The organism is Ekhidna sp., assembly GCF_965228795.1.
In the GTDB taxonomy this organism is placed as follows: Bacteria; Bacteroidota; Bacteroidia; order Cytophagales; family Cyclobacteriaceae; genus Ekhidna.
In genome coordinates, this window is sequence record NZ_OZ245839.1 from 1959568 (window position 1) to 1980270 (window position 20703).

Annotated in this window: 20 protein-coding genes and 1 tRNA gene; 9 read left to right on the top strand and 12 right to left on the bottom strand. The window is 39.8% G+C overall.

Annotated elements, in window-relative coordinates:
• Positions 1-17 precede the first annotated feature (17 nt).
• A complete protein-coding gene (locus ACQK2H_RS08785) occupies positions 18-1322 on the top strand; it encodes an MFS transporter (protein ID WP_425391061.1) in 1305 nt (434 codons plus the stop codon).
• Complete coding sequence (locus ACQK2H_RS08790) at positions 1319-1501, top strand: CPXCG motif-containing cysteine-rich protein (RefSeq protein ID WP_425391062.1); 183 nt, start codon at positions 1319-1321, stop codon at positions 1499-1501. The genes ACQK2H_RS08785 and ACQK2H_RS08790 overlap by 4 nt, the downstream gene beginning before the upstream one ends.
• A 1-nt stretch (position 1502) precedes the next feature.
• Here ACQK2H_RS08790 and ACQK2H_RS08795 read toward each other — a convergent pair whose 3' ends face one another.
• A complete protein-coding gene (locus tag ACQK2H_RS08795; protein WP_425391063.1) occupies positions 1503-1769 on the bottom strand; it encodes an SdpI family protein in 267 nt (88 codons plus the stop codon).
• 99 nt (positions 1770-1868) lie between these two features.
• Positions 1869-2852, bottom strand: coding sequence for a hypothetical protein (locus ACQK2H_RS08800; protein ID WP_425391064.1), 984 nt, complete (start codon positions 2850-2852; stop codon positions 1869-1871).
• Positions 2853-2959: 107 nt separating this feature from the next.
• Here ACQK2H_RS08800 and ACQK2H_RS08805 point away from each other — a divergent pair, with 107 nt between their 5' ends.
• Entirely contained in the window at positions 2960-3547 is a 588-nt protein-coding gene (locus ACQK2H_RS08805; RefSeq protein WP_425391065.1) for a hypothetical protein, read from the top strand.
• Here ACQK2H_RS08805 and ACQK2H_RS08810 read toward each other — a convergent pair.
• The 5 genes from ACQK2H_RS08810 to ACQK2H_RS08830 form a co-directional block, all read right to left on the bottom strand.
• Complete coding sequence (locus ACQK2H_RS08810; protein WP_425391066.1) at positions 3544-4311, bottom strand: patatin-like phospholipase family protein; 768 nt, start codon at positions 4309-4311, stop codon at positions 3544-3546. The genes ACQK2H_RS08805 and ACQK2H_RS08810 overlap by 4 nt on opposite strands.
• Positions 4312-4384: 73 nt before the next feature.
• The gene (locus ACQK2H_RS08815) at positions 4385-5677 is read right to left on the bottom strand and encodes an amidohydrolase family protein (RefSeq protein ID WP_425391067.1); all 1293 of its coding nucleotides are present in this window, start codon (positions 5675-5677) and stop codon (positions 4385-4387) included.
• A 24-nt stretch (positions 5678-5701) separates the two neighbouring features.
• Complete coding sequence (locus tag ACQK2H_RS08820; protein ID WP_425391068.1) at positions 5702-6070, bottom strand: four helix bundle protein; 369 nt, start codon at positions 6068-6070, stop codon at positions 5702-5704.
• Positions 6071-6099: 29 nt separating this feature from the next.
• A complete protein-coding gene (locus ACQK2H_RS08825) occupies positions 6100-7449 on the bottom strand; it encodes an amidohydrolase (RefSeq protein WP_425391069.1) in 1350 nt (449 codons plus the stop codon).
• Positions 7450-7457: 8 nt separating this feature from the next.
• Positions 7458-9161: an amidohydrolase family protein gene (locus ACQK2H_RS08830; protein ID WP_425391070.1), complete on the bottom strand. Its 1704-nt coding sequence runs from the start codon at positions 9159-9161 to the stop codon at positions 7458-7460.
• Between the two features lie 121 nt (positions 9162-9282).
• Between ACQK2H_RS08830 and bshB1 the strand changes: the two genes are divergently transcribed.
• Both bshB1 and ACQK2H_RS08840 read left to right on the top strand, forming a co-directional pair.
• Positions 9283-9999 (top strand): bacillithiol biosynthesis deacetylase BshB1, encoded by a 717-nt coding sequence (gene bshB1, locus ACQK2H_RS08835; protein ID WP_425391071.1) that lies wholly within the window; start codon positions 9283-9285, stop codon positions 9997-9999.
• 24 nt (positions 10000-10023) lie between these two features.
• Entirely contained in the window at positions 10024-11262 is a 1239-nt protein-coding gene (locus tag ACQK2H_RS08840; protein WP_425391072.1) for a carbohydrate porin, read from the top strand.
• Here the strand turns inward: ACQK2H_RS08840 and ACQK2H_RS08845 are convergent.
• Both ACQK2H_RS08845 and pdxH read right to left on the bottom strand, forming a co-directional pair.
• Entirely contained in the window at positions 11259-12446 is a 1188-nt protein-coding gene (locus ACQK2H_RS08845) for a glycosyltransferase (RefSeq protein ID WP_425391073.1), read from the bottom strand. The two genes, ACQK2H_RS08840 and ACQK2H_RS08845, sit on opposite strands and share 4 nt — an antisense overlap.
• Positions 12446-13087 carry a pyridoxamine 5'-phosphate oxidase gene (pdxH, locus tag ACQK2H_RS08850; protein ID WP_425391074.1) on the bottom strand — a complete coding sequence of 214 codons (642 nt, stop codon included), beginning with the start codon at positions 13085-13087 and terminating at the stop codon, positions 12446-12448. Before pdxH ends, ACQK2H_RS08845 begins: the two co-directional genes overlap by 1 nt.
• A gap of 67 nt (positions 13088-13154) precedes the next feature.
• Here pdxH and ACQK2H_RS08855 point away from each other — a divergent pair, with 67 nt between their 5' ends.
• The 4 genes from ACQK2H_RS08855 to ACQK2H_RS08870 all read left to right on the top strand — a co-directional run bounded on the left by ACQK2H_RS08855 (position 13155) and on the right by ACQK2H_RS08870 (position 16688).
• Positions 13155-13739 (top strand): tRNA-(ms[2]io[6]A)-hydroxylase, encoded by a 585-nt coding sequence (locus ACQK2H_RS08855; protein ID WP_425391075.1) that lies wholly within the window; start codon positions 13155-13157, stop codon positions 13737-13739.
• Positions 13739-14317, top strand: a complete 579-nt coding sequence (locus ACQK2H_RS08860) for a YqgE/AlgH family protein (protein ID WP_425391076.1) — start codon at positions 13739-13741, stop codon at positions 14315-14317. The genes ACQK2H_RS08855 and ACQK2H_RS08860 overlap by 1 nt, the downstream gene beginning before the upstream one ends.
• 47 nt (positions 14318-14364) lie before the next feature.
• Entirely contained in the window at positions 14365-16431 is a 2067-nt protein-coding gene (locus ACQK2H_RS08865) for a DUF349 domain-containing protein (protein ID WP_425391077.1), read from the top strand.
• A gap of 183 nt (positions 16432-16614) precedes the next feature.
• Positions 16615-16688 (top strand) — tRNA-Thr (locus ACQK2H_RS08870).
• Between the two features lie 289 nt (positions 16689-16977).
• Here the strand turns inward: ACQK2H_RS08870 and ACQK2H_RS08875 are convergent.
• The 3 genes from ACQK2H_RS08875 to ACQK2H_RS08885 all read right to left on the bottom strand — a co-directional run bounded on the left by ACQK2H_RS08875 (position 16978) and on the right by ACQK2H_RS08885 (position 20685).
• Positions 16978-18093 carry a hypothetical protein gene (locus ACQK2H_RS08875; protein ID WP_425391078.1) on the bottom strand — a complete coding sequence of 372 codons (1116 nt, stop codon included), beginning with the start codon at positions 18091-18093 and terminating at the stop codon, positions 16978-16980.
• A 53-nt stretch (positions 18094-18146) separates the two neighbouring features.
• Positions 18147-19250 (bottom strand): hypothetical protein, encoded by a 1104-nt coding sequence (locus ACQK2H_RS08880; RefSeq protein ID WP_425391079.1) that lies wholly within the window; start codon positions 19248-19250, stop codon positions 18147-18149.
• Between the two features lie 388 nt (positions 19251-19638).
• Complete coding sequence (locus tag ACQK2H_RS08885) at positions 19639-20685, bottom strand: response regulator (protein WP_425391080.1); 1047 nt, start codon at positions 20683-20685, stop codon at positions 19639-19641.
• Positions 20686-20703: the final 18 nt, after the last annotated feature.

Here is a 20703-nt window from a genome sequence, read left to right on the forward strand (position 1 = left end):
GAGAAGGTTATTAGGGTATGTCTAAAGAACCAATTAGCGAACGGGTATATGAGTATGTTGCAGAAACAGGTGAGGAGCGAGCCTGTGATGCCATCTCTGAGGATTCATGTAAAGAAGCCCCCGGGAACTTTCTACTCAATGGGCTAAACGGATTTTGTACCAAACTGGCTGAGCAGATAGCTAGTCCTGGTTTGATTATACCGTATGTATTCTCTCTTTTGGGTGTGCCTTCCTTTTATTCAGGACTATTGGTTCCTATTAAGAATACGGGTTCGTTACTTCCACAGCTCATTGTATCTGCTAAAATCAGGGCCTTTAAAATCCGTAAATATTTCTGGGCAGCTGCAGGTTTTTTTCAGGGAGTGATGCTGCTTTTGATAGCGCTTGTCTGCTATAATTATGAAGCCGGAACGGCTGGGATTTTTTTGATTTTGTTGCTTTTGCTTTTCAGCATGGCAAGCGGAGTAGGCTCGATTTCCTTTAAAGATGTACTGGGGAAAACCATTCCCAAAGGGAAGAGAGGACGACTGCTGTCTTTCAGAGCAACAGGAGGAGGTGTCCTGACAATCCTTGCCGGTTTTGCCCTTTACTTCATAGTAGATGGTAATAGCTCCATTGATTCGTTTATATGGCTTTTTGTTTTTGCAGGAATCCTTTGGATTATTTCAGCTATACTTTTTGCCTTTATTAGGGAGGAGCCCGGCGCAACCTCCGGTGGTCGGTCACCCATTGATGAAATAAAAAACGGTTGGTCCTTGATAAAAGAGGATACAAACTTTAGGCAATTCCTGATCACACGCGCTTTGCTGTTAGCCATTCCATTGGTACAGCCATTTTTCGTTTTGTATGCTACGGAGAATATGGATGTAGAGCTATCCGGACTGGGGCTATTTGTTATCGCAGCTGGCATATCCAATACCATTAGCAGTCCTTTTTGGGGCAAGTTTTCTGATCAGAGTAGCAGAAAAGTGATGATGGTTAGTTCGGCATTTGCCGTAATAATATGTCTATACGTACTCTTGTTTGATAACCTTCCGTCTGACTTTCAAAATATCTACTTTTTTGGGCCTGTGTTTTTCTTGATCATCATGGCTTACGGGGGCGCGAGGATGGCAAGGAAGACCTATCTGGTGGATTATGCTCCTTCTGATGAGCGACCATTGTATGTGTCTGTCGCTAATACTTTCATGGGAGTGATGACTTTATTATCCGGGGTGCTGAGTGTAGTTGCAGGCTTTTTTGGTGTAAAAGTGATGATTGCATCATTGATGTTGTTGATGATTTTAGCGATCCTATTTGGTTCAAAGCTTAAAGAAACATGATCGAGCATTTCTTTCATTGCCCGTATTGCGCAGCAGAGATAAGTATGCTGATTGATCCATCGGTAACAAAGCAGGACTATGTAGAGGATTGTGAAGTGTGTTGCAACCCGATCAGGGTACAATGCGAATTAGAGGCAGGAGAGGTTGTGTTGTTTGATGCAATCTCTATCGAGCAGTAATCTAGCTTTTGGGTTTCCCTTCGTCATCAAAGTTTTCCTTCAAGTACTTCTCAACAACCACAACGATCCCAACAAGCAATACACACATGACCGAACATGCAATAAGTAGGGCAGTTGCTGGCTCAAAGAGCAGGTTGGTTACTACCTGACATATGATTGTAATAACAGCAATCCAAATCATTAAATCCATAGAATACTTATTTGAAGCGTCCCATGCTTCTTGCGATTTCATTGATCTGACCGTTCTGTATCCATATATCCAATTCATATTTTTAGGAGGAAATGCCTTGAAAATTAAACTCAGGATCAAAAGTAATGGTCCAATAACGAGGTTTGAAATGATCATTGGTGTACTCATTTCCATACTTCAATTTAAAGGTAAAGTTAACAGGCCTGAAGACCCTGCAGCAATATAGATATCATTCGTACCTATTGCAATAGATGTAGGGATGCTACCATCTGTTTGCAATGGTTGTTGTGATAGCACCCGAGGGTTATTAATGTCAGATAGGTCTATCTGAATTAAAACAGGTTGTGTTTCCTCAAAACCTATAATGAATGCATTATTATCAGCAATTGTTATGGAAGTAGCATCAATTCCGGTATTGAAAAATGAGGCTGATTGAAATACATAATTGTCGATAAGTCTGATTATTGTCAGTCCGCTTCCATGTGCAACTAACAGGTGATCACCATAGATATCAGTTTGGATAGGAAATCCCACGGGTGTTGTAACCCCTGTTGTAAATCCTGATTCGGGGATTCCCAGTTCTGAAATGACACTTGGTATCTCAAGGTTGTCTCCAATGAAGAGAGACATAACACCAAACCTGTCTATATCCAGTCCTATCCCAAAATCAGTTGACACAAATGCAGCTTGACCATCAGAAGAAAGGAGCACATCCGGATGACCTCTATCTCTCCCGAATGTAATGGGATGTGATAATTTACCACTGGAGGAATAAGTAAATCGTTCCAGGAAAGTTGTTCCACCAGAGACTATCAGATTGCCATTTTTTGCTGAGATTCCATTGAATGGACCTCCTTCAACAGCAATTGGAGCGTTGACCATTTCTACCTTCTCATTTCTAATAGAATAAACAGCCAAAAAATCCCTTCCCCTTGTGTCCAGCAGGAAGATCAAATCTCCATCGACATCAAAGTCATCAATACTATTCATTTCTCTGGAAGGAAAGATTTGAGCTATAAATTCTCCACTGATTTCGTTTGAAATTACCAATCCACCTTCCCCGTAAGTAACCATTAGATACCCATTGACAACTTTCACTACCCCTGGCGTATGATTAGGAACATCTGGATTTTCAGTACAGCCTATGAGGACTATGATCATTAAAAAAAGTATCAGCCTATGCATATCTCAAAGATATCTGGTTATTGAAGAAACCAAGTGTCTCATAAATGACGCTGCATATCAAATCACATGTGATACTTTTGGATATGCTAAAGAAGCTTTTATTCGGAATTGCAATAGTTGGTGCTCTTTATTGTCAGAGCCAAGGAATATCCGGATCTGCAATAAGTTTTCTCAAGCTGGATCAGGAGGATGAATTCATTATTTCTCCTGCTGTAAAACTGGAGAGAAACAACCATACGTGGGATTTTGGGCCAAGCCTTTTATTTTCTTTTGGCGATCAGGTAGAAGAACGACAGGCTTTAAAATTAACAGGGCTTGTAGTTAGCTATGCTCACTTTCTTCATGGCAAGGAAGCAAAGTGGAATCTGTTTCATTCATTTGATTTTGTTGCACAACGAATAAAGGATACTCAGGACTCCCAATATTTTGATTCGGAATCAAATGCGTTTGTGCCTAATGAGATTAAGCAAATAGACAAATCTCTTTTTCTTTCTGCCAATGCAGGGATACTTCTCAATTTAACTGACAAGCTTGGACTGAGTCAATCTATAGGTATCGGTGCTAACATCGTTTTCAGAGATACTGAATCGAGCATTGACTCTTTCAGTGATACCTTCTTTCGGCAGAAGTGGCTTCTGAAGACCAGTTTTAATTACAGAATAGGCAATTAATCCAGGTCTATATCCATATTTTTCACATAATCGTATCCAATATCAAAGATTTCTTGGGCGTGTTTGGTATCCATGATATCATAATTACACAACTCTGGAGGCTCAATGAATAAATCACAATTATTTTCAAGTTCTCCATTACTTGGATTAACTGCCAGTTGAAACATACGCGTTGCAACCTGGATGAGGCTTGTTAATTCCTCAATTTCTTGAATAGGGCTGATGCTCACACCTATTACTTTCTTGCACTTATCTTTAAGCGGTTTCACCGGCACATTATCAAAGATGCCTCCGTCAGAGTATAACTTACCATTTAGCTCCACCGGGCTGAATAAAACGGGAATCGAAGCGGAGGCTTGAATGATATCTGCTACCGGGCCCTCAGTTAAATACTCAGGCTTTCCTTCCAACATATTGCTTACACAGATGATTAATGGAACCTCCAGGTCTTCAAGCTTTTTGGTTGGAATTTTCTTTAATAGACGGGATTTCATTTTAGCTGAACTCAGAAGACCCGTCTTAGGGATGTTTAACTCTGATATTCCGGTAAATCGGTATTCTTTGATGATGTCGAATGCTTCTTTTGGAGAATGCCCGGATGCAATAAATGCCCCGGCAATAGCGCCTGCACTAACACCTGAGATGACATCCGGTTTGATGCCTTTTTCATTCAACGCTTGTAGAATCCCGAGATGAGCAAAGCCGCGTGCACCACCTCCGCCTAAAGCAATTCCAATATCATATTTTTTTTCTGACTTAGACATGTGTCTAAATTAGTTAGTTCTAATAAAAAAGGCATCTCATATCGAGATGCCTTTCAAAGATTCTAAAATTTAATTATTTCTCCACTCCGGGAGCCCTATTCAAGTACTCTTCATAAAGCTGCGTGTGTCTGCTTATCATTGGGATGTTCCATCCTTCTATAAACACATACTGGATTTGTGTTTTAGTCTCGAACGGATCACCGGTAGCCACAAATAAGTTAGCCACTTTCCCTTTTTCAAGCGAACCATATTTATCAGCTACCCCAAAGATTTCTGCCGGAACGATCGTGATCGCTTTCAGTGCTTCCTCTTTGCCCATGCCATAGGTGGCTGCAAATCCCGCATGGTAGGGGAGGTTTCGTACATTCTCCACCTCGCTGGTTCGGATAGCCACCTTTACGCCGGCTTTTTGCATCGCTCCAGCATTTGCATATGGTCTATCGTATCGATCGTAGCTTCTGGTTGGATTGCTTAAAACAGGACCTGTGATCACAGGTACTCCGGCTTTCGCAATCTCCTCTGCTACTCTCCAGCCTTCAGACACTCCGCATAGGATTGCATCAGCACCTTTCTCATCAATCCACTCCAAAGCAGATTTGATATCGTTGGCGGAGTTGACATTAACCAACAGCTTCATTTCACCCCTTACCACAGGAAGTAGTGCTTCCATTTCCGGGTAATACGGTTGATCTTTTCCTCCAGTAGCGGAATCAATTTTATGATACTGTAGGGCCTTTCCCCATACTTCGTTCAGCTGCTTAAGCGCCTTCTCGGCTGCTTTCTTGATGTCCTCATCCGATCGACGATCCCATCTTCCTCTTCGGCCTGTAGCGGGGAAGTTGAGTACCACACCCTTGAATCCTGCATACATCTGATCAGGCGTATAGCCGTGTAGATTAATTAATGCTGCTGTGCCAGGGAATAAACCTCCTGACGGCATAGTAAGTGCAGTAGTTACTCCGCTTACTCGCGTCACCGGGTGGATTACTGAGCTTGGATTAACAGCTGTCAATGCCTGAATATGAGGGATGACATCACCAATCTCATTATTATCCCGGGTTCTATCCACGGCGCTAACTTCAATGAGTCCGATTTGTGTTCCTCCGTCTATCATTCCCGGATAAATGGTCATGCCGGTACAATCGATGGTCTTCGCACCTTGAGGTACTGAAACGCTGGTTCCTAAATCGGTTATCATTCCATCAGAAATCACCAACGTGCCATTTTCAATGGTCCCATTGGTTACTGTTTCTATGGTAGCATTCGTTAATGCAAAAGTTCCAGTTTCGGCGCTGGGTATCTGACCAAGTGCAATTGTGGCAATTAAAGTCAGACATCCTGCTAGTATATTTTTAATATTTTTCATTTTATGAAAGTTTTGAGTCTTGAGTTATGAGTTACGAGGTGGATCAACCTTATTTTTAAAACTCATGATCATTTTCTGTTCCTCATTAATAAGGTTTAGGATTTCCTCAACCTTTTCTTCAGAAGAAACCAATTCGAGCATTTTTATTCCAATTAGAAAAGTCTCTAATTCAAAAGAAGAACCTAAAGCAATTTGAAGGAATCGGGCATAGTCTTTCTTGCTATCTCTGCTACTTCCTTCTGCAATATTTGCTGGAATTGATGAGCTTGCTCGATTGATCTGAGATGAAATTCCGTATTTCTCCTCAGCAGGAAGCTGTTTGGTAAGTAGATATGTTTCCTTCCAAATCTCCATTCCTTTTTGCCAGATCATTAATTGTTTAAAATTCTTCATACTCGAACCTCGTAACTTATTTCTCGAAACTATTTATTGAATAAAAATTCGGTGTTCTGCATGCATCGATCGTGATCTTCTTTTTCCCAGTGAGTCACATCAATTTTCTCTTCCGGATCCGGATAGATACGCATATCAGCCGGATCATTTTCACGATCAAAGCGAACAATACCATCTACGATAGTCATCATCGGAACGGCATAGATAGAAAGCGGATGATTTTTGAAAATAGCTACATCACCTTCTTTTCCTTCTTCCAAAGAACCTACTCTGTGATCAATACCAAGCTGCTTAGCAGGGTTGATCGTAATGAGTGAAAGCGCTTCATCATCGGTAAGTCCACCATACTTTTGTGTTTTTGCTGCTTCGTGGTATAGGTGACGAATCAGTTCTCCAGAATCCGAATTGATGGAAGTAGTTACACCATTTTTAGTAAGAATCGCAGCATTGTATGCCGTGCTATAATACACCTCAAACTTATAGGCCCACCAATCAGCAAAAACAGAAGCTCCTGCTCCGAACTTTGCAAGTTCAGGTGCTACCTTGAAGCCTTCATTTACATGCTGAAAGACAAGTTTATCAATCCCAAAATCTTCACACACCTGCATGAGCATATAGATTTCATCTGCTCTGTAGGAGTGACAGTGGATAATAATATTTCCTTTCAGGATGTCGGCAAGCGTCTCCAGTCTTAAATCGTACTGAGGAGCTTTGCCTTTGAATCGCTTATCATTCTTCTTTTTATTGTAAGCATCCCATGCTTCCATGTATTCTTTAGCTTCCTGAAAAGAGCTACGGATAACATGTTCAACTCCCATTCGCGTACGTGGAAGAATGCCATTTCCGGCTCCATGCACACGTGTCGGATTTTCTCCAAGTGCAAACTTGATCGTTCGTGGAGCTCCATCCATTCTCATTTTGTCGGGATCGATTTCTCCATATCGAAACTTCACAGTTTCACATTGTCCACCAATCGCATTGGCAGATCCATGCATGGAGTGTGCAGCGGTAACTCCACCAGCCAATGCCTGATAAATACCTACATCAAGTGGATCGAGCGCATCACCTACCCAAACTTCTGCTGTAACAGGGTTTGTTGCCTCATTCACAGCATCCAGTGCGAGGTGAGAGTGCGCATCAATGATGCCGGGCATTACAAACATACCATCTGCATCGATGGTTTTTGCTCCGCTTGGAGCGCTTAATCCTTCTCCAATTTTAGAGATTTTACCATCTCTAATAAGAACGTCAGTATTTTCCAGTGTACCATTCGTGACGGTTAAAACCGTACCGTTTTTGATTAGCACACTTCCTTTTTCCTGAGCCATCACACACGTGATAGTCAGAAGTATTGCTATATATAAATTCAGTTTTTTCATGTCCAATCTTATTTATTTGGTTCACGTGATCCTTCCATCGGGAAGCTTCCAAAAGCAGCGACAGATAAAGTACCTTCAAAAGTGTCACCGTCAATATCCATGCTGATATCTACCGTAATTTCCTCACCCATGTTCATTTTGAAAGAGAAGGAAACATTGCTTCCGTCTACCGTTACATTCTCAATGTCATTTGTGCTTCCATTAAAGCTCACAGTGATCGTGCCGCTGTAGTCCCCGGGGGTACCTTTAATCGTAATTATACCACTACCATTCCCTTGAGGGGTTTCTGTAGTATAATTCCACACTCCGGCAGCATCAACTGCCTCTCCACCGCTCTTTTTCTTTTTCTTCTTTTTGGCTTCATATTCGTACTTCACTCCGTCTACAAAAACGTAGCGTACATTTGAGTCCTTCGTAAAGTATGCGGTATCTGATACAATGAGGTTAGCCATTTTTCCTGTTTCTATGGAACCCATCATATTAGAAACTCCAAGGATACTGGCAGGAGCTGTCGTAAGTGCAGCAAGTACCTGGTCTTGAGAAAGTCCATTTTCAATCACTTTCAAAAGAGTTTCTTTAAAGTCTTTAGACTTTACATCCATAGTTGAAAAGCCGAATTTCATACCACTATTTTGGAACTTACCAGCTTGTGTGTAATAGTTTTTGATCATGGCATTTTGCCTTTCTTTCAAAGCTTGCTCTTCTAGCTCCTCCTCAGTAGGCTCTTTTTTCTCTTCTTTTTCTTCTTCGCTATCCTCTTCTTTCGTTTCCTCTTCTTTCCATTCAGGAAGGTCCAATGATAGAAAAACAGGTACTCGTGAACCGCTTAAGGTTGGAATGGCATCCCAGCCTTGCTTCACCTCGCCCAGCATCATTTTAAATCCAAGATCTCGTTGTAGTGCTACAACCCTCATGATGTCTTTTACGCTCTCTGCTTTAAAAGCAACACTCATTTGTTTTGAAACCACCGGGTATAGCGACTGAAGGGTCGCGTCAGTTGCCGGACGCTCCATGCCATTAGGGTTGCTATTATACTTGGTTTCATAATCCCTTGCCTGACTGGCTTTGCGATATAGATCACGGTATTTAGCCATTACGCCAATAACCGTGTTTGGATAAACTCCGTCAGCACCAGCTAGTTGGGAATACATAGCGGAGGGATCTTTTACAACCATACTCTCACCATCGGATCCTCCGAGAAGGACAATCGCTCCTTTACCGGGTAACATTCCGGAATGAGGCACACTATGAGAAGCCGTGAATCCAAGTTTCCTGAAATCTTCAACCGATTTATCTTCCGGATCGAGCATTTCCCTTGCTGAATTTCCTGGAGTTATTCCGGCCCGTTCATATGATGGATTACCTGTAAGCTTACGATCATCTTTTCGATCTTGCTCTTTGGGCTTTTTCACTCCAATGTTTGAAAGACCACTGATGAATCCGGCATAAACAAACATCGAATCGGCATCAACTACCCAGGCATCCGCCGGGATAGATACACTTGATCCAACTGCCTTAATGATTCCGTTTTCAATTAAAACTGTACCATTTTGAATGGTTTTACCAGGTGCCTGCACAATGGTAGCGTTCTTGATCGCATACTTATTTGTTACAGGCTTCAGGTCATCGTCTTGTGCATTTCCCATCAGCGGAATAATGCTGATCAAAAAAAGCATGCAGACCGACCTGAATAAGCTGTCGCGTTTTTGCATAGGTTCTTTACTTTAGGTTTAATAAATGGAAAGGGAATTTAGGAAATTCTCTGAGCTTGAAAACCAATATTATATGAGTGGTGTTACTTTGCATCATACGGCCAAACATCAGAATTGAAGAATGAAACTAGATATACTTGCCATAGTAGCTCACCCGGACGATGTAGAACTTTCATTTGGAGGGACTTTACTCACACACCAAAAACAAGGGTATAAAACAGGCATACTTGATTTGACAAAGGGTGAATTAGGGACAAGGGGCACACCTGAAATCAGGGCGCAGGAAGCCAAAGATGCAGGTGAAATTTTAAAACTCACTGTCAGGGAAAATCTTGGACTAGCGGATGGTTTCTTTGAGAACAATAAGGGGAATCAAATTGCAGTAGCACAGCAAATTCGAAGATTTAAGCCCCAGATTGTGATTGCAAACTCAATTTATGATCGACATCCTGATCATACACGGGGTGCTCAATTGGTAGAAACGGCTTGTTTTATTGCTGGACTAAAAGCAGTAGAAACGGAGTGGGAAGGAGTGAAACAAGATTTTTTTCGCCCTGAAAAATTGTATTTCTCCATTCAGAGCACGGCACACGAACCGGACCTTTTAGTTGATGTTTCTGACGTAATTGAAGAAAGAAGAGCTGCAATAAATGCCTTTAAGTCACAGTTTTACGATCCGAACAGCGACGAACCGGAGACATTCATCAGTTCTAAAGGCTTTATGACTATGCTTGAATCGAGGGCCAGAGAATGGGGCCAGAGAATAGGTGTAGAATATGCGGAAGGCTTTAAAGTCAAACACTCAATAGGAGTTAAGAGTTTGTTTGATTTGATTTAGCTTTCACATACCAAACCTAATCAGTTGAAAAATAGATTTATTCTACTCTCTTTTATTGTCCTTTGGATACCTAAACCCATAGATGCTCAAGAAAATGAGAGCAAATGGATTGAATTGGAAGCAGTTTATTCTGCTATGCCATGGTACAATGTTGATGGGGGTATCAAAACAGGTTTTGTCTACATTGACAATGCGGATATCACTGCTAAATTGAATTTTGACCAGCTGTTCGGTCTGAAGGATAATCTTTCGCTCTTTGTGTATGGGCTTGGCAATAATGGAGATATGGCATCCGAATACATGGGTGATTTTCAAATAGCCAGCAACATCGAAGCTCCTAAGGCATGGCGAATTTTTGAGTTATGGGTTCAGCAAAATCTTTTCAATGACCAAATCTCTGTTTTAGTTGGATTGTATGATTTGAATTCTGAATTCGACGTGTTGAGACCCGGAACACTATTCATCAATAGCTCCTTCGGTATTGGTGCAGAATATGCACAAAGTGGTCAAAATGGACCCTCTATTTTTCCAATTTCCTCTTTAGGTATTCGAATATCGTCATTTATCGGAGATCGAACCCGATTGAGGCTTGCTGTTTTAGATGCTGTATCCGGAGATCCGAATGATCTGGAAAGTAATGAAATTAGTTTGTCGAGCGAACAAGGGGCATTAATAGCGGGTGAATTATCTGTTTATACGAACAAAGATTTTGATGAGGATCAACAAAATTTAGAACGATCTTACGAGACAAGAAGAAGAAAAGTGGGTCGTCAGTTTGATGTTTATAAAAAAGATAAAATCAATGTAGGGGGGTGGTATTATACCAGTGAATTTGAAGAACTTGATGGTTCTAGCGTTTCAAGTGGAAACGTTGGTGTCTATGTAGGTGCGCAGAAGTACTTCCCAATTGGGAATGAAGAGGATTTTGTGGCATTTTTCGGACGATATGGAATAGCCAACTCGAAATACAATCGTTTCGGAGCTGCTTTATCCGGTGGTTTGGTGGTGAGTAATCCGCTTACCGGTATTGAAGATAGTTTTGGTCTGGCATTCTCTTCAGGTTTTAATGGTGATGAATTTCAGGAATTGCAAAACAGTGGTGAGAGGACTGAAACTGTATTGGAATTAACCTACTCATTGCCAATCAAATCATGGTTTTTGTTGCAACCGGATGTACAGTTTGTCATCAATCCATCTACATCAGAGGAACTTTCGAATCCTTTGGCAGTAGCCATGCTTGTTCAGCTTTCATTGAGCAATTAGTGGAATTGTCTGTCCAAATACCTCAACTGAATGAGTAAAGATTCTTTAGAGCCTTTGAGGAAAAAGTGTTTGTTTCTCAGCCAATTCAGTGCTTCTTCCAATTCCACATTTTGATAGAATTCATCCCGACAGAAGTGAACAAACTTGAGTGTTTTAAATGCATCAAACCAATGAAAGAATCGCTTTTCAAATTGTTCCTTTGAATTTACCTGAGACTTTAATTCATTTATTTGAGATTGCCAATCATCTCCCAGAAATGTACGAATGGTCCTCGGGATTTTCCATTCATCTTCATCCCAAAACGATTCAACTTTCTCGAAATACAGCTTAAGGTCTTCAAAAATATTTGGGTGGTATACACTGTATTCCTCATCTGAGTGAATAATTTCATTTACGGCTTTTCCAGTTCCAAAGGGTACTCTGTCAGAAACCCTGTCTGAAGGACGAATGGTGGTTGCATTGATTTCAACAAAACCTCCGTGAGGGATGGTTTTATTCAGGAAATAGAAATCTTCTCCGGCTTTTCTTGTATTCATTCCACCCACCTTTTCGTAAGTGGAGCACCTTACCGTAATGCATGATCCTAACGTCTGATGAGCATACGGAAAACCTGAGAAACGAAGGGCATCAATGTAATACCGTAAATACAACTCATAATCAACAATCGCTTTATGATTCTGACCATGAAGTTGATGCTCATAAAACACGATTCCGGCATTAACCTGATGGTCATTATACACCTTTTCTATTTCTTTCAGGTAGCTTGAATCACAACGGCAGTCCGCATCATAACAAACAATTGCATTGTCATTGCCTACCTTATGAAACAACCTCACGGCTTCATCCATGCCGATTTTTCTAGCAAGTCCAACTCCGGCTTTTTTGGAAGGGAGTTTTTGGTAGCTGTATAATAATTCAAACTTGCTGTTGTATGTCTTTAACTCATCTATAGTCTTTTGATTGATCTCTCGGATACTTTTTGGTGCTTCTTCTGATTCATTGACTATGACAATGATCAAAACATCTCCTCCCGGGGATTCACATGCGTTTAGGGACTCTATAGCGCCAATCAAGTCTGACTCTTTGAAGCATGGAATAACAACTGTTAACGAGAGATTATTGGATGGCTGATATTCAGGGAACAGTTCATCCGGCCAGGCATATCGCTCAAGATAAACTGACATTAGGGTGCAAGTCGACTTATATTCCAGTTTTCAGACCTCTTTTCAAAATAAAAACGGTCATGCAGACGGCTTTTTCTTCCCTGCCAAAACTCAAAAGAATCCGGAACAATACGATACCCACCCCAATGATCAGGTAATGGAATTTTGCCCTCTTTGAATTTCTGCTTCATTTGCTCAAGCTTGGACTCTAAAATGCTTCTAGAAGAAATCACTTCACTTTGATTGGAAACCCACGCGCCCAACTGACTTCCTTTTGGTCTGGAAAGAAAGTATTTAAGCGACTGCTTAGTAGACACTTTTTCAACTCTCCCAGTAATCGCAACTTGTCGTTCAAGGCTATACCATGGAAACAAGATGCTCACTGAAGGATTATCTTTTAAGTGGCTGGCCTTTCTACTTTCATAATTAGTGTAGAAAACAAAACCGTCTTCACTAAACGTCTTTAAAAGCACCGTACGCTGAAAAGGTTGTCCATTACTATTAACAGTAGATAGTACCATAGCTGTGGGCTCGATGATCTTACTATCCAATGCTTCCTGAAACCATTTATCAAATTGATCAAATGGATTTTTTTGGATGGTCTCCTCGTCAAGTTTAGCCTGGGTGTATTCTTTTCGGATGGAGGCTATGTCGTCTCTCATGTTGTGCTTTCCGTTTACTTTTGAAACTCAACTGAAGCGAAGGTAAAAAGGTTAAAAGAAACGAACGATGAAGTTTAGAATTGACTTGACGGTAGATTCAAAAAAAGAATGGGTAGAGGCGGTATTAAATGATTTTGATGCCTTTCTCCAGGATCATGCTGATTGCGAGCGAAAAGCTTCGGGAATGGCACTGAGTCTGGTTGCAAAATACCCTAATCGAACGGAAATCATTCCGGAACTTATTGACACCTCTGTTGAAGAGTTAGAACACTTTCGAGATGTTTATGAAATCATGGAAAAGAGAGGCTTGCAGCTCAATCATGAGATTCCGAAGGATATGTATATCCAAAAGCTACTCAAAATATGCAGAGATGGGAGAGAGGAGCGCTTTATGGATCGCCTATTGTTAGCTTCGCTTGTTGAGACACGAGGTGCAGAACGATTTCGCTTGATTTATGAGGCACTGGATGAAGGTGAACTAAAGCAGTTTTATCATCGACTTTGGGCTTCTGAAGCAAGACACGGAGAGGTATTTGTAAGAATGGCCCTGAATTATTTTGAAGAGGATGACGTATACAATAGATTGGAAGAAATGAAACAAAAGGAGGGAGTGATTTTGGACGAACTTCCTATTAGACCGGCATTACATTAATGGATTATTTTTCATCAGATAAGATTATCAAACCACAGAAAGGTGATTTACTCATTTCAGAGCCTTATTTACCGGATCCCAATTTTGAGCGGACCGTCGTTTTTTTATGTGAGCATGATGAAAATGGTACGTTTGGTTTTGTTTTAAATAAGTCTGCTAATCTTGTCCTTGGTGAAATTGTGGATGAGGTTGGTGACTACCCGGGAAAGGTTTTTTTAGGAGGCCCGGTGGAGCGCGACACATTGCATTTTGTGCATCGTGAACCGGAACTGGTATCATCGTCCAGAGAGGTAGTTAATGGTGTTTATTGGGGTGGTGATTTCAATAAACTGACCGAAATGATGAATGTCAGAAGTATTCAACCTGAAGATATTCGGTTTTTTGTAGGCTACTCAGGTTGGGCTGCCGGTCAGCTGATGGATGAAATGAAAGCTAAGTCATGGATCGTATTGAAAAATACAACCCCTGAAATGATTTTTGACTGGGACAACCAAGACCTATGGAAGGAGTGTCTAAAAACCATGGGCGGTAAATACCGTCTAATGTCTAACTATCCAAAAGATCCCCGGATGAATTAGGGTATTTGGTTAGCTTTGTGTCATAGAGAAAAGTAACTGGTTCCATAATGGATAACGAGAAATTGCAGGACGTTTCGGAAGAAACTAAAAATGAAACGCCTGAGGAAGTTCAGAATCAAGCTGAATTGCGAAACGAAGATCAACCTGAAGTAGAAGAGGAAGAATCGAAAGGTGACGTAGCTGCTGAGCAATCTCAGGAAGAAGTAAAAAAAGAAACTCCCTCTGAGGAGATAAAAGCAGAGGAAGAAGTTGAAGCACCTTCTGCTGAAGAAAAAGCCCCTCCTGTAGAGGAAAAGCAAGAAGCAGATACATCTGCTGAAGAAAATAAAGCGGAAGCTTCTAAAACAGAATCTGAAGATTCAACGGAAGAGAAGGAGGAAGGCGATGATCATGATGAAGAGGAGGAGTTGGATTTTGAGCATGCTGATAAGGAAGAATTAGTTGCCAAAATCAGAGAAGTAAAAAACGAAGAAAATATTCGGTCGCTTGATCGGGTACTTAAAGCCATCAAACCGCGATTTGATGAGCTATATGAAGTCTCAAAAAATGAAGCACTTCAAAAGTTTGTAACTGATGGAAATGAAGCAGATGCCTTTGAATACCATGGTGATGAACTAGACAAAGAATTTATAGCCCTTTATGGCCAACTCAAGGCTAAAAGAAACAAGCACTACAAAGATTTAGAAAATCAAAAAGAGGATAATCTTAAGAAAAAGGAACGTCTTCTTGAGCAGCTTAGAGAAATTGTTGATGGCGAGGAATCGTCTGAGAGTATCAATTCCGTCAGAGAACTTCAATCCGAGTGGAAAAAAGTAGGTCCTGTTCCTGGCGCCATGAATAAAACGCTTTGGGCTAATTATAATGCCTTGTTGGATCGTTATTACGACAACCGAAGCATCTATTTTGAGCTTAAGGATCTTGACCGTAAGAAAAACATGAAGTTGAAAGAGGAGCTTTGCGAAAAAGCAGAGGCTCTTGCAGCAATGGATGATTTGAAAACTGCAATAATCCAACTCAACGATCTTCATGAAGAATATAAGCATATAGGCCCGGTACCTAAAGAAAATCAAGAGCCACTTTGGCAGAGGTTTAAAGCAGCTTCGGATGCGATTTATGCTAAGAGGAAAGAATACTTCGAGCACTTAAAAGAAGAGTTTGAGAAGAATCTGGTCAAGAAAGAAGCGCTGATAAAAGAAGTAGAGGCGTTTACTCAGTTTAATTCTGATCGAATAACAGAGTGGAACGCTAAGACAAAAGAGATTCTGGAGATTCAGAAAAAGTGGGAGGCAATTGGTGGAGTGCCTCGTGAGAAAGCCAAAGCAACTAATAAGTCTTTCTGGAATTCGTTTAAAGCATTCTTTGCGAATAAGAACCAATTCTTCAAGGAGCTAGAGTCTAAAAGGGAAGAAAATCTTGAAAAGAAGCTTGAGCTGGTAGAGAAAGCCGAGGCGATAAAGGACAGTGAGGAGTGGAATTCAACGGCTGACAAACTGAAGCACCTGCAAGCGCAATGGAAAGATATTGGACCTGTTCCTGAAAAAGTGCGGAACGAGACGTACAAAAAGTTTAAATCGGCATGTGATCATTTTTTCAATAGAAGAAGGGATCAGAATAAAGAGCAGTTTAAGGCATATGAGGAGAACTTGAAACTCAAGTTGCAAATATGCGACCAGCTGGAAGAGGCCGTATCAGGGAGTGAAGTTGATTTGGATAATTTGTACGATTTAGTGGACAATTACACTTCGATTGGTTTTGTTCCGAAAAATGCAATCAAGAAAATAAGGAATCGTTTTGATCAGGTGAAGAAGAAGATTCTTTCCTGCGATGCAATTCATGAAGATGACCGTACGGACTTGAGAAACCATATCGAAATGGGTCGTTTGAAAAACACGCCTGGGGGTGATAGAAAAATTCAGCGTAAGGAACACTCGATCAAGAGAAAAATTTCCAGTATTGAAAATGACATTTCGACCTGGAATACGAACATGGAATTTTTTGCTGATTCTGCTACTGCAGATAAGTTAAAAGCCGATATGCAGGAAAAGATTGAGAAGGCAGAAAATGAGTTGGAAGAATTAAAATCGCAACTTGCAGCAATTTCTGCACAAAATTGAAAAATAGATTTGCGAAATAGCTGGACACTGCTATTTTTGCAAACCGTTTTGAACGCCTCGAATGTGGGGAATCATAAACGAGTATATTGCCTCCATAGCTCAGCTGCGGTTCGACGATTCGACCAGAGCAACTGACTTGGAATCCCCACCTCAAACGAGAGGTGTACATTTTTAGAAAATATTGCCTCCATAGCTCAGCTGGCCAGAGCAACTGACTTGTAATCAGTAGGTCGTTGGTTCGAATCCGACTGGGGGCTCTTGAAACCCTGACAATTATGTCAGGGTTTTTTTATGTCTTTTTGGAAGAGAACCGCAGCGACGGACCGTCAACGACTTGTGCAAGAGACAATATGGTTCGAAATCGACAGGAGGGAGATTCACAAGGGGTGGTGCGGCATGGATGAATCGTAGGAGTAACCTGATGTGGAGGGCTATTCTGTGGGACTCTTGAAGACCCACTTAAATGAGTTATTTGCTTAACAAATTCGGATAAGAATTAGCGAACAGTTCTCTTAAACCTACTGGTTCGAAAAGATCATTAAGATTTCAGTTCGACGAGTTTGCTAAATCATAAGAAATTATCTTAGTTTTATTTCCAGAATTTAGGATATACAACTTATTCTCAAGTTTAAAAAAAGCAGGCTCAATGATTGCTTTAAGTGGAAAACGTTTTCTATTCCAAATTTCGTCTACTAGATCATATGACCAAAGGTCTGTTTCTCCGCCGTGAAGCCCAAAGTAAATTCTTCGATCATAAGAAAATGAAACGAAAGGTTCTAATCCATCAATTTTTCCGGGGTATGTAGCAACTTTAGACCAAATATTAGATTCAGGATTAAACTTCCAAATTGATTTGTCATAGCATATTATGAAAGCATCTTTACCGAGAGAAACTCCTCCATAAGAAGAAGACTCAGAAATTGATGATATTCTTTTCCATTCATCCATTTCTAAATCATATGAATATGATTGGTGGCTATTTAAAATATAAATTTTATTATCATGTGCATGTCCATGATAATAGTTTCCATATCGACTATAATTGAACGGCATCTGTGACTTTATTTTAAACCCTCCATTTGCATAGGTATAAAGATTTCTACTATTGTTGCTCATGAAATACAAGATTCCATTATGTTCTATAGATGTGATTCTCGTTCCTGTATCACCTCCGAAGGGAAATTTATTTTCATAAGATAATACCTTCGTGAATGGGTCAAAAATGTACATTTCTCCACTCTGAACTAGAACATAGCCATATCTTGAGTCACTGATTCCGAATGAACTTCCATAACCATCAATTACTGTCTGCCCTAATTCAAGAGTCCAAGAACTTTTGTTCGTTCCTTTACTAATTATTTCAATCTCGTTTCCATAAATAAATCGATTATTTGACCTAGCGAAAGCTCTAATCGAATAGGAAAATCCCTCGTGAAAGCTAGAGTCGATTGTTCTATTAAATTGATTTGGAATATATTCTCTAATTATTGAGAAAGAATCAGAATTGAATTCCTTCATAGTCCACACAAACCCCACGGAATCTATTTTATCGATTCCTTCTTTTGTAATTTCTCCGTTCAAGGTTATGGTTTCCTGATTAACTTCAAATGGTGCTAAGGTCGCAATAATTGGAAATGTATGAAGGCTAGGTTCTTCAGCCAAACAACTGGTAATAATGATACTTAATGCTAATAGATATATTCTCAAATAAAATTTCATAAAATTATACCAAGTGATATTGATCTTTCTTTCAAGTTGAATTGGAAATTATCTTCTACAAGGCTATTAAGACTTGACAGACGAATGTTTAAATACCAGGATAATTTATTGCTGTAGTCCGATATAAAACCAGCACCAATACCATATCCCAATTTATTATTAAGAGCTATTTTTTCTTTATCAATAAAAACGCTGTTCTGTATAGATTTATACGTATATAATAAATTCTTGCTTTTGAGTGATCTAGAGTAAATCGACCCGATTTCTATATACGGGCTAAATTTAGAGTGAAGAAAAGTATATCGATATAAAACAGGAATTTCCATTGAAATATCATCTATTATAAGATCATATTCATTTTGTGTATTAGAAAAGCTATAAACACTACCATAATCTTTGATTAATAAACCAAAGTGAATAGAGCTGTTAGTTACATCTACTGGAACGTCTACATTAAAACCAATTAAATAACTTGCTCTATCCGGGAGTGATTGAAGCTGGGGTAACGAAGAATAGTCTGAAACAAATTTCGCACTTGAAACACCTATCTTAAACCCATACCTTATTCTGGGTAGAGGTATACTGGTACAACCATTATAAGCATTAAAAAACCGTTTTAGACTGTTTTGATTTAGTCTTAAGTAACTCACATCTTTTACAGATTGATTACAATCTCTGACACAGTCTTTGATCAACGGAACAAATTCATCTGTTGCCATTGGTATTTTAATAATAATAGAATCATTTTTAGATATAAAATAACTCTCTTTGCCATCCTCCAGGATTAAATAATAGATTTTTAATTTTCCTGAAACTAATTCTTTAAGGAAGTATCGTTTTATTTCGCTGTTACTTTGAATATCGAAAGCTTTAAAGTGTTGTCCATTTTCTAAACCATATCCTGTAAGATCATATGGGGAGAATTTTTTGTATGCATCGCCTTCTCGCACAACTATCGATTGCGCGTTTTCTTTGGGAGTTCCAGCGATAATATCAATCCCTACCAATCTTGAAGTATCAGTATCGATGTAGTTTGATTGGGCATGTGCATATAGCACAATTAAGAGTGATATAAAAAAAGAGAAAATCTTTTCTACCATGTTAAAATGGATTTTTTTAAGGCGAATATAAGTGAGGAAGAAAAGAAAATGCTTACTAAATCAATAGAATATGTATCCTATTTTGTAATAAGGCATTTTCTTCACAATAATTAACCAGCTCAAGCCTAGCAGTAAGTAAACTGATAGCCAATAGCGTTATGAGAAATAGTGATTTTATGAGTTGGATTCAGTAATAAAGAATCAGAAATTATCTGAATCTCTTACCTTTGTCACTACTCCGGTTGAGCAGTATACAAATCTGAGAATGTAACAATAAATGGGTTTGTTTGGCGCGCTAGATCACGCCCACTATGGGGATCATCGAATGTGTCAGCTGACACCATAATCCTTCTTTATAAGAGGTTTGATATACGCTGACCGGAGTTATTTAAAACTTAACTCCCTGAATTTTTTCCGGCTCCAGAATGGTAATGGCACTGCCATTTATCTCAATCCATTTGTCTTTTTTGAATTCCGAAAGGATTCTTATAACTGACTCTGTAGCAGTTCCCACCATACCGGCTAAATCTGCTCTAGAAACATCTACAGTAACTTTTTTATCCTCGTTGGCATAGGTCTCATAAAGCTTGATCAATGAGTCAGCGGTACGCTTTCTCACAGTATTGTATGCCATCTCCATCAGCTCCTTTTCTCGCTGAGAGAGGTTATTTGAGAGAAGCTTAATGAACTGCCCTGATATTTCCCGATTTTTAAATATAAGCTCCTGAAAGTCGTCTTTTGGAATGAGCATTACTTCCGTGTCTTCCATTGCCTCAGCAAATTCAGTCCTTGATGAATTCTGGATGATGGATTGCTCACCTAAGAAGTCTCCCTCCTTACGCAAGTCATGTATGAACTCTTTCCCATCGTTATTGATATGATAGGTTTTGATTTTACCCTTGATGATCTTGTAGACGAAATTGCTGAAATCTCCTTCACGATATATGATTTCTTTCTTCTTATACTGCTGTGTTTTACGCTCTTTTTCCAGGTCTTTAATATTCTGATAGTTGGATGCATGCTCCACTAGCTCTTCTACCTCAGAGATTTTTGAAAGCTCCTCATATTTTTTTAGCCTACGCTCAATGGCACCTAAAAGCTCCATTTCTTCAAAAGGCTTGGTGATGTAATCATCAGCACCCATGTTCATTCCTTTCCGGAAATCAGTCTTTTCTGCTTTGGCTGTTAGAAAGATGAATGGAAGTGAACTTGTCTCAGGATTTTTTGAAAGGATATAGAGTACTTCATACCCATCCATCTCAGGCATCATTATGTCACACAGAATCAAATTCGGTGGAGAAGCCAGGGCTTTTTTCACTCCTTCTTTGCCATTAGGTGCGGATTCGACCTGATAGTTGGAAAGCTCAAGAAGCTCCACAATATTATCTCTCACATCTTCTTGATCTTCAATAACTAGAATACGATGCTTACTCATAGAAAGTTGATGATTTTC

What these genes read in the sequence shown, in the direction of transcription:
- ACQK2H_RS08795 (WP_425391063.1), bottom strand. Translation starts at nt 1,769, where the DNA reads ATGAATTGGATATATGGATACAGAACGGTCAGATCAATGAAATCGCAA.
- ACQK2H_RS08815 (WP_425391067.1), bottom strand. Translation starts at nt 5,677, where the DNA reads ATGAAAAATATTAAAAATATACTAGCAGGATGTCTGACTTTAATTGCC.
- ACQK2H_RS08790 (WP_425391062.1), top strand. Translation starts at nt 1,319, where the DNA reads ATGATCGAGCATTTCTTTCATTGCCCGTATTGCGCAGCAGAGATAAGT.
- ACQK2H_RS08810 (WP_425391066.1), bottom strand. Translation starts at nt 4,311, where the DNA reads ATGTCTAAGTCAGAAAAAAAATATGATATTGGAATTGCTTTAGGCGGA.
- ACQK2H_RS08820 (WP_425391068.1), bottom strand. Translation starts at nt 6,070, where the DNA reads ATGAAGAATTTTAAACAATTAATGATCTGGCAAAAAGGAATGGAGATT.
- ACQK2H_RS08845 (WP_425391073.1), bottom strand. Translation starts at nt 12,446, where the DNA reads ATGTCAGTTTATCTTGAGCGATATGCCTGGCCGGATGAACTGTTCCCT.
- ACQK2H_RS08825 (WP_425391069.1), bottom strand. Translation starts at nt 7,449, where the DNA reads ATGAAAAAACTGAATTTATATATAGCAATACTTCTGACTATCACGTGT.
- ACQK2H_RS08860 (WP_425391076.1), top strand. Translation starts at nt 13,739, where the DNA reads ATGGATTATTTTTCATCAGATAAGATTATCAAACCACAGAAAGGTGAT.
- ACQK2H_RS08805 (WP_425391065.1), top strand. Translation starts at nt 2,960, where the DNA reads ATGCTAAAGAAGCTTTTATTCGGAATTGCAATAGTTGGTGCTCTTTAT.
- ACQK2H_RS08785 (WP_425391061.1), top strand. Translation starts at nt 18, where the DNA reads ATGTCTAAAGAACCAATTAGCGAACGGGTATATGAGTATGTTGCAGAA.
- ACQK2H_RS08865 (WP_425391077.1), top strand. Translation starts at nt 14,365, where the DNA reads ATGGATAACGAGAAATTGCAGGACGTTTCGGAAGAAACTAAAAATGAA.
- ACQK2H_RS08885 (WP_425391080.1), bottom strand. Translation starts at nt 20,685, where the DNA reads ATGAGTAAGCATCGTATTCTAGTTATTGAAGATCAAGAAGATGTGAGA.
- ACQK2H_RS08800 (WP_425391064.1), bottom strand. Translation starts at nt 2,852, where the DNA reads ATGATCATAGTCCTCATAGGCTGTACTGAAAATCCAGATGTTCCTAAT.
- pdxH (WP_425391074.1), bottom strand. Translation starts at nt 13,087, where the DNA reads ATGAGAGACGACATAGCCTCCATCCGAAAAGAATACACCCAGGCTAAA.
- bshB1 (WP_425391071.1), top strand. Translation starts at nt 9,283, where the DNA reads ATGAAACTAGATATACTTGCCATAGTAGCTCACCCGGACGATGTAGAA.
- ACQK2H_RS08830 (WP_425391070.1), bottom strand. Translation starts at nt 9,161, where the DNA reads ATGCAAAAACGCGACAGCTTATTCAGGTCGGTCTGCATGCTTTTTTTG.
- ACQK2H_RS08855 (WP_425391075.1), top strand. Translation starts at nt 13,155, where the DNA reads ATGAAGTTTAGAATTGACTTGACGGTAGATTCAAAAAAAGAATGGGTA.
- ACQK2H_RS08880 (WP_425391079.1), bottom strand. Translation starts at nt 19,250, where the DNA reads ATGGTAGAAAAGATTTTCTCTTTTTTTATATCACTCTTAATTGTGCTA.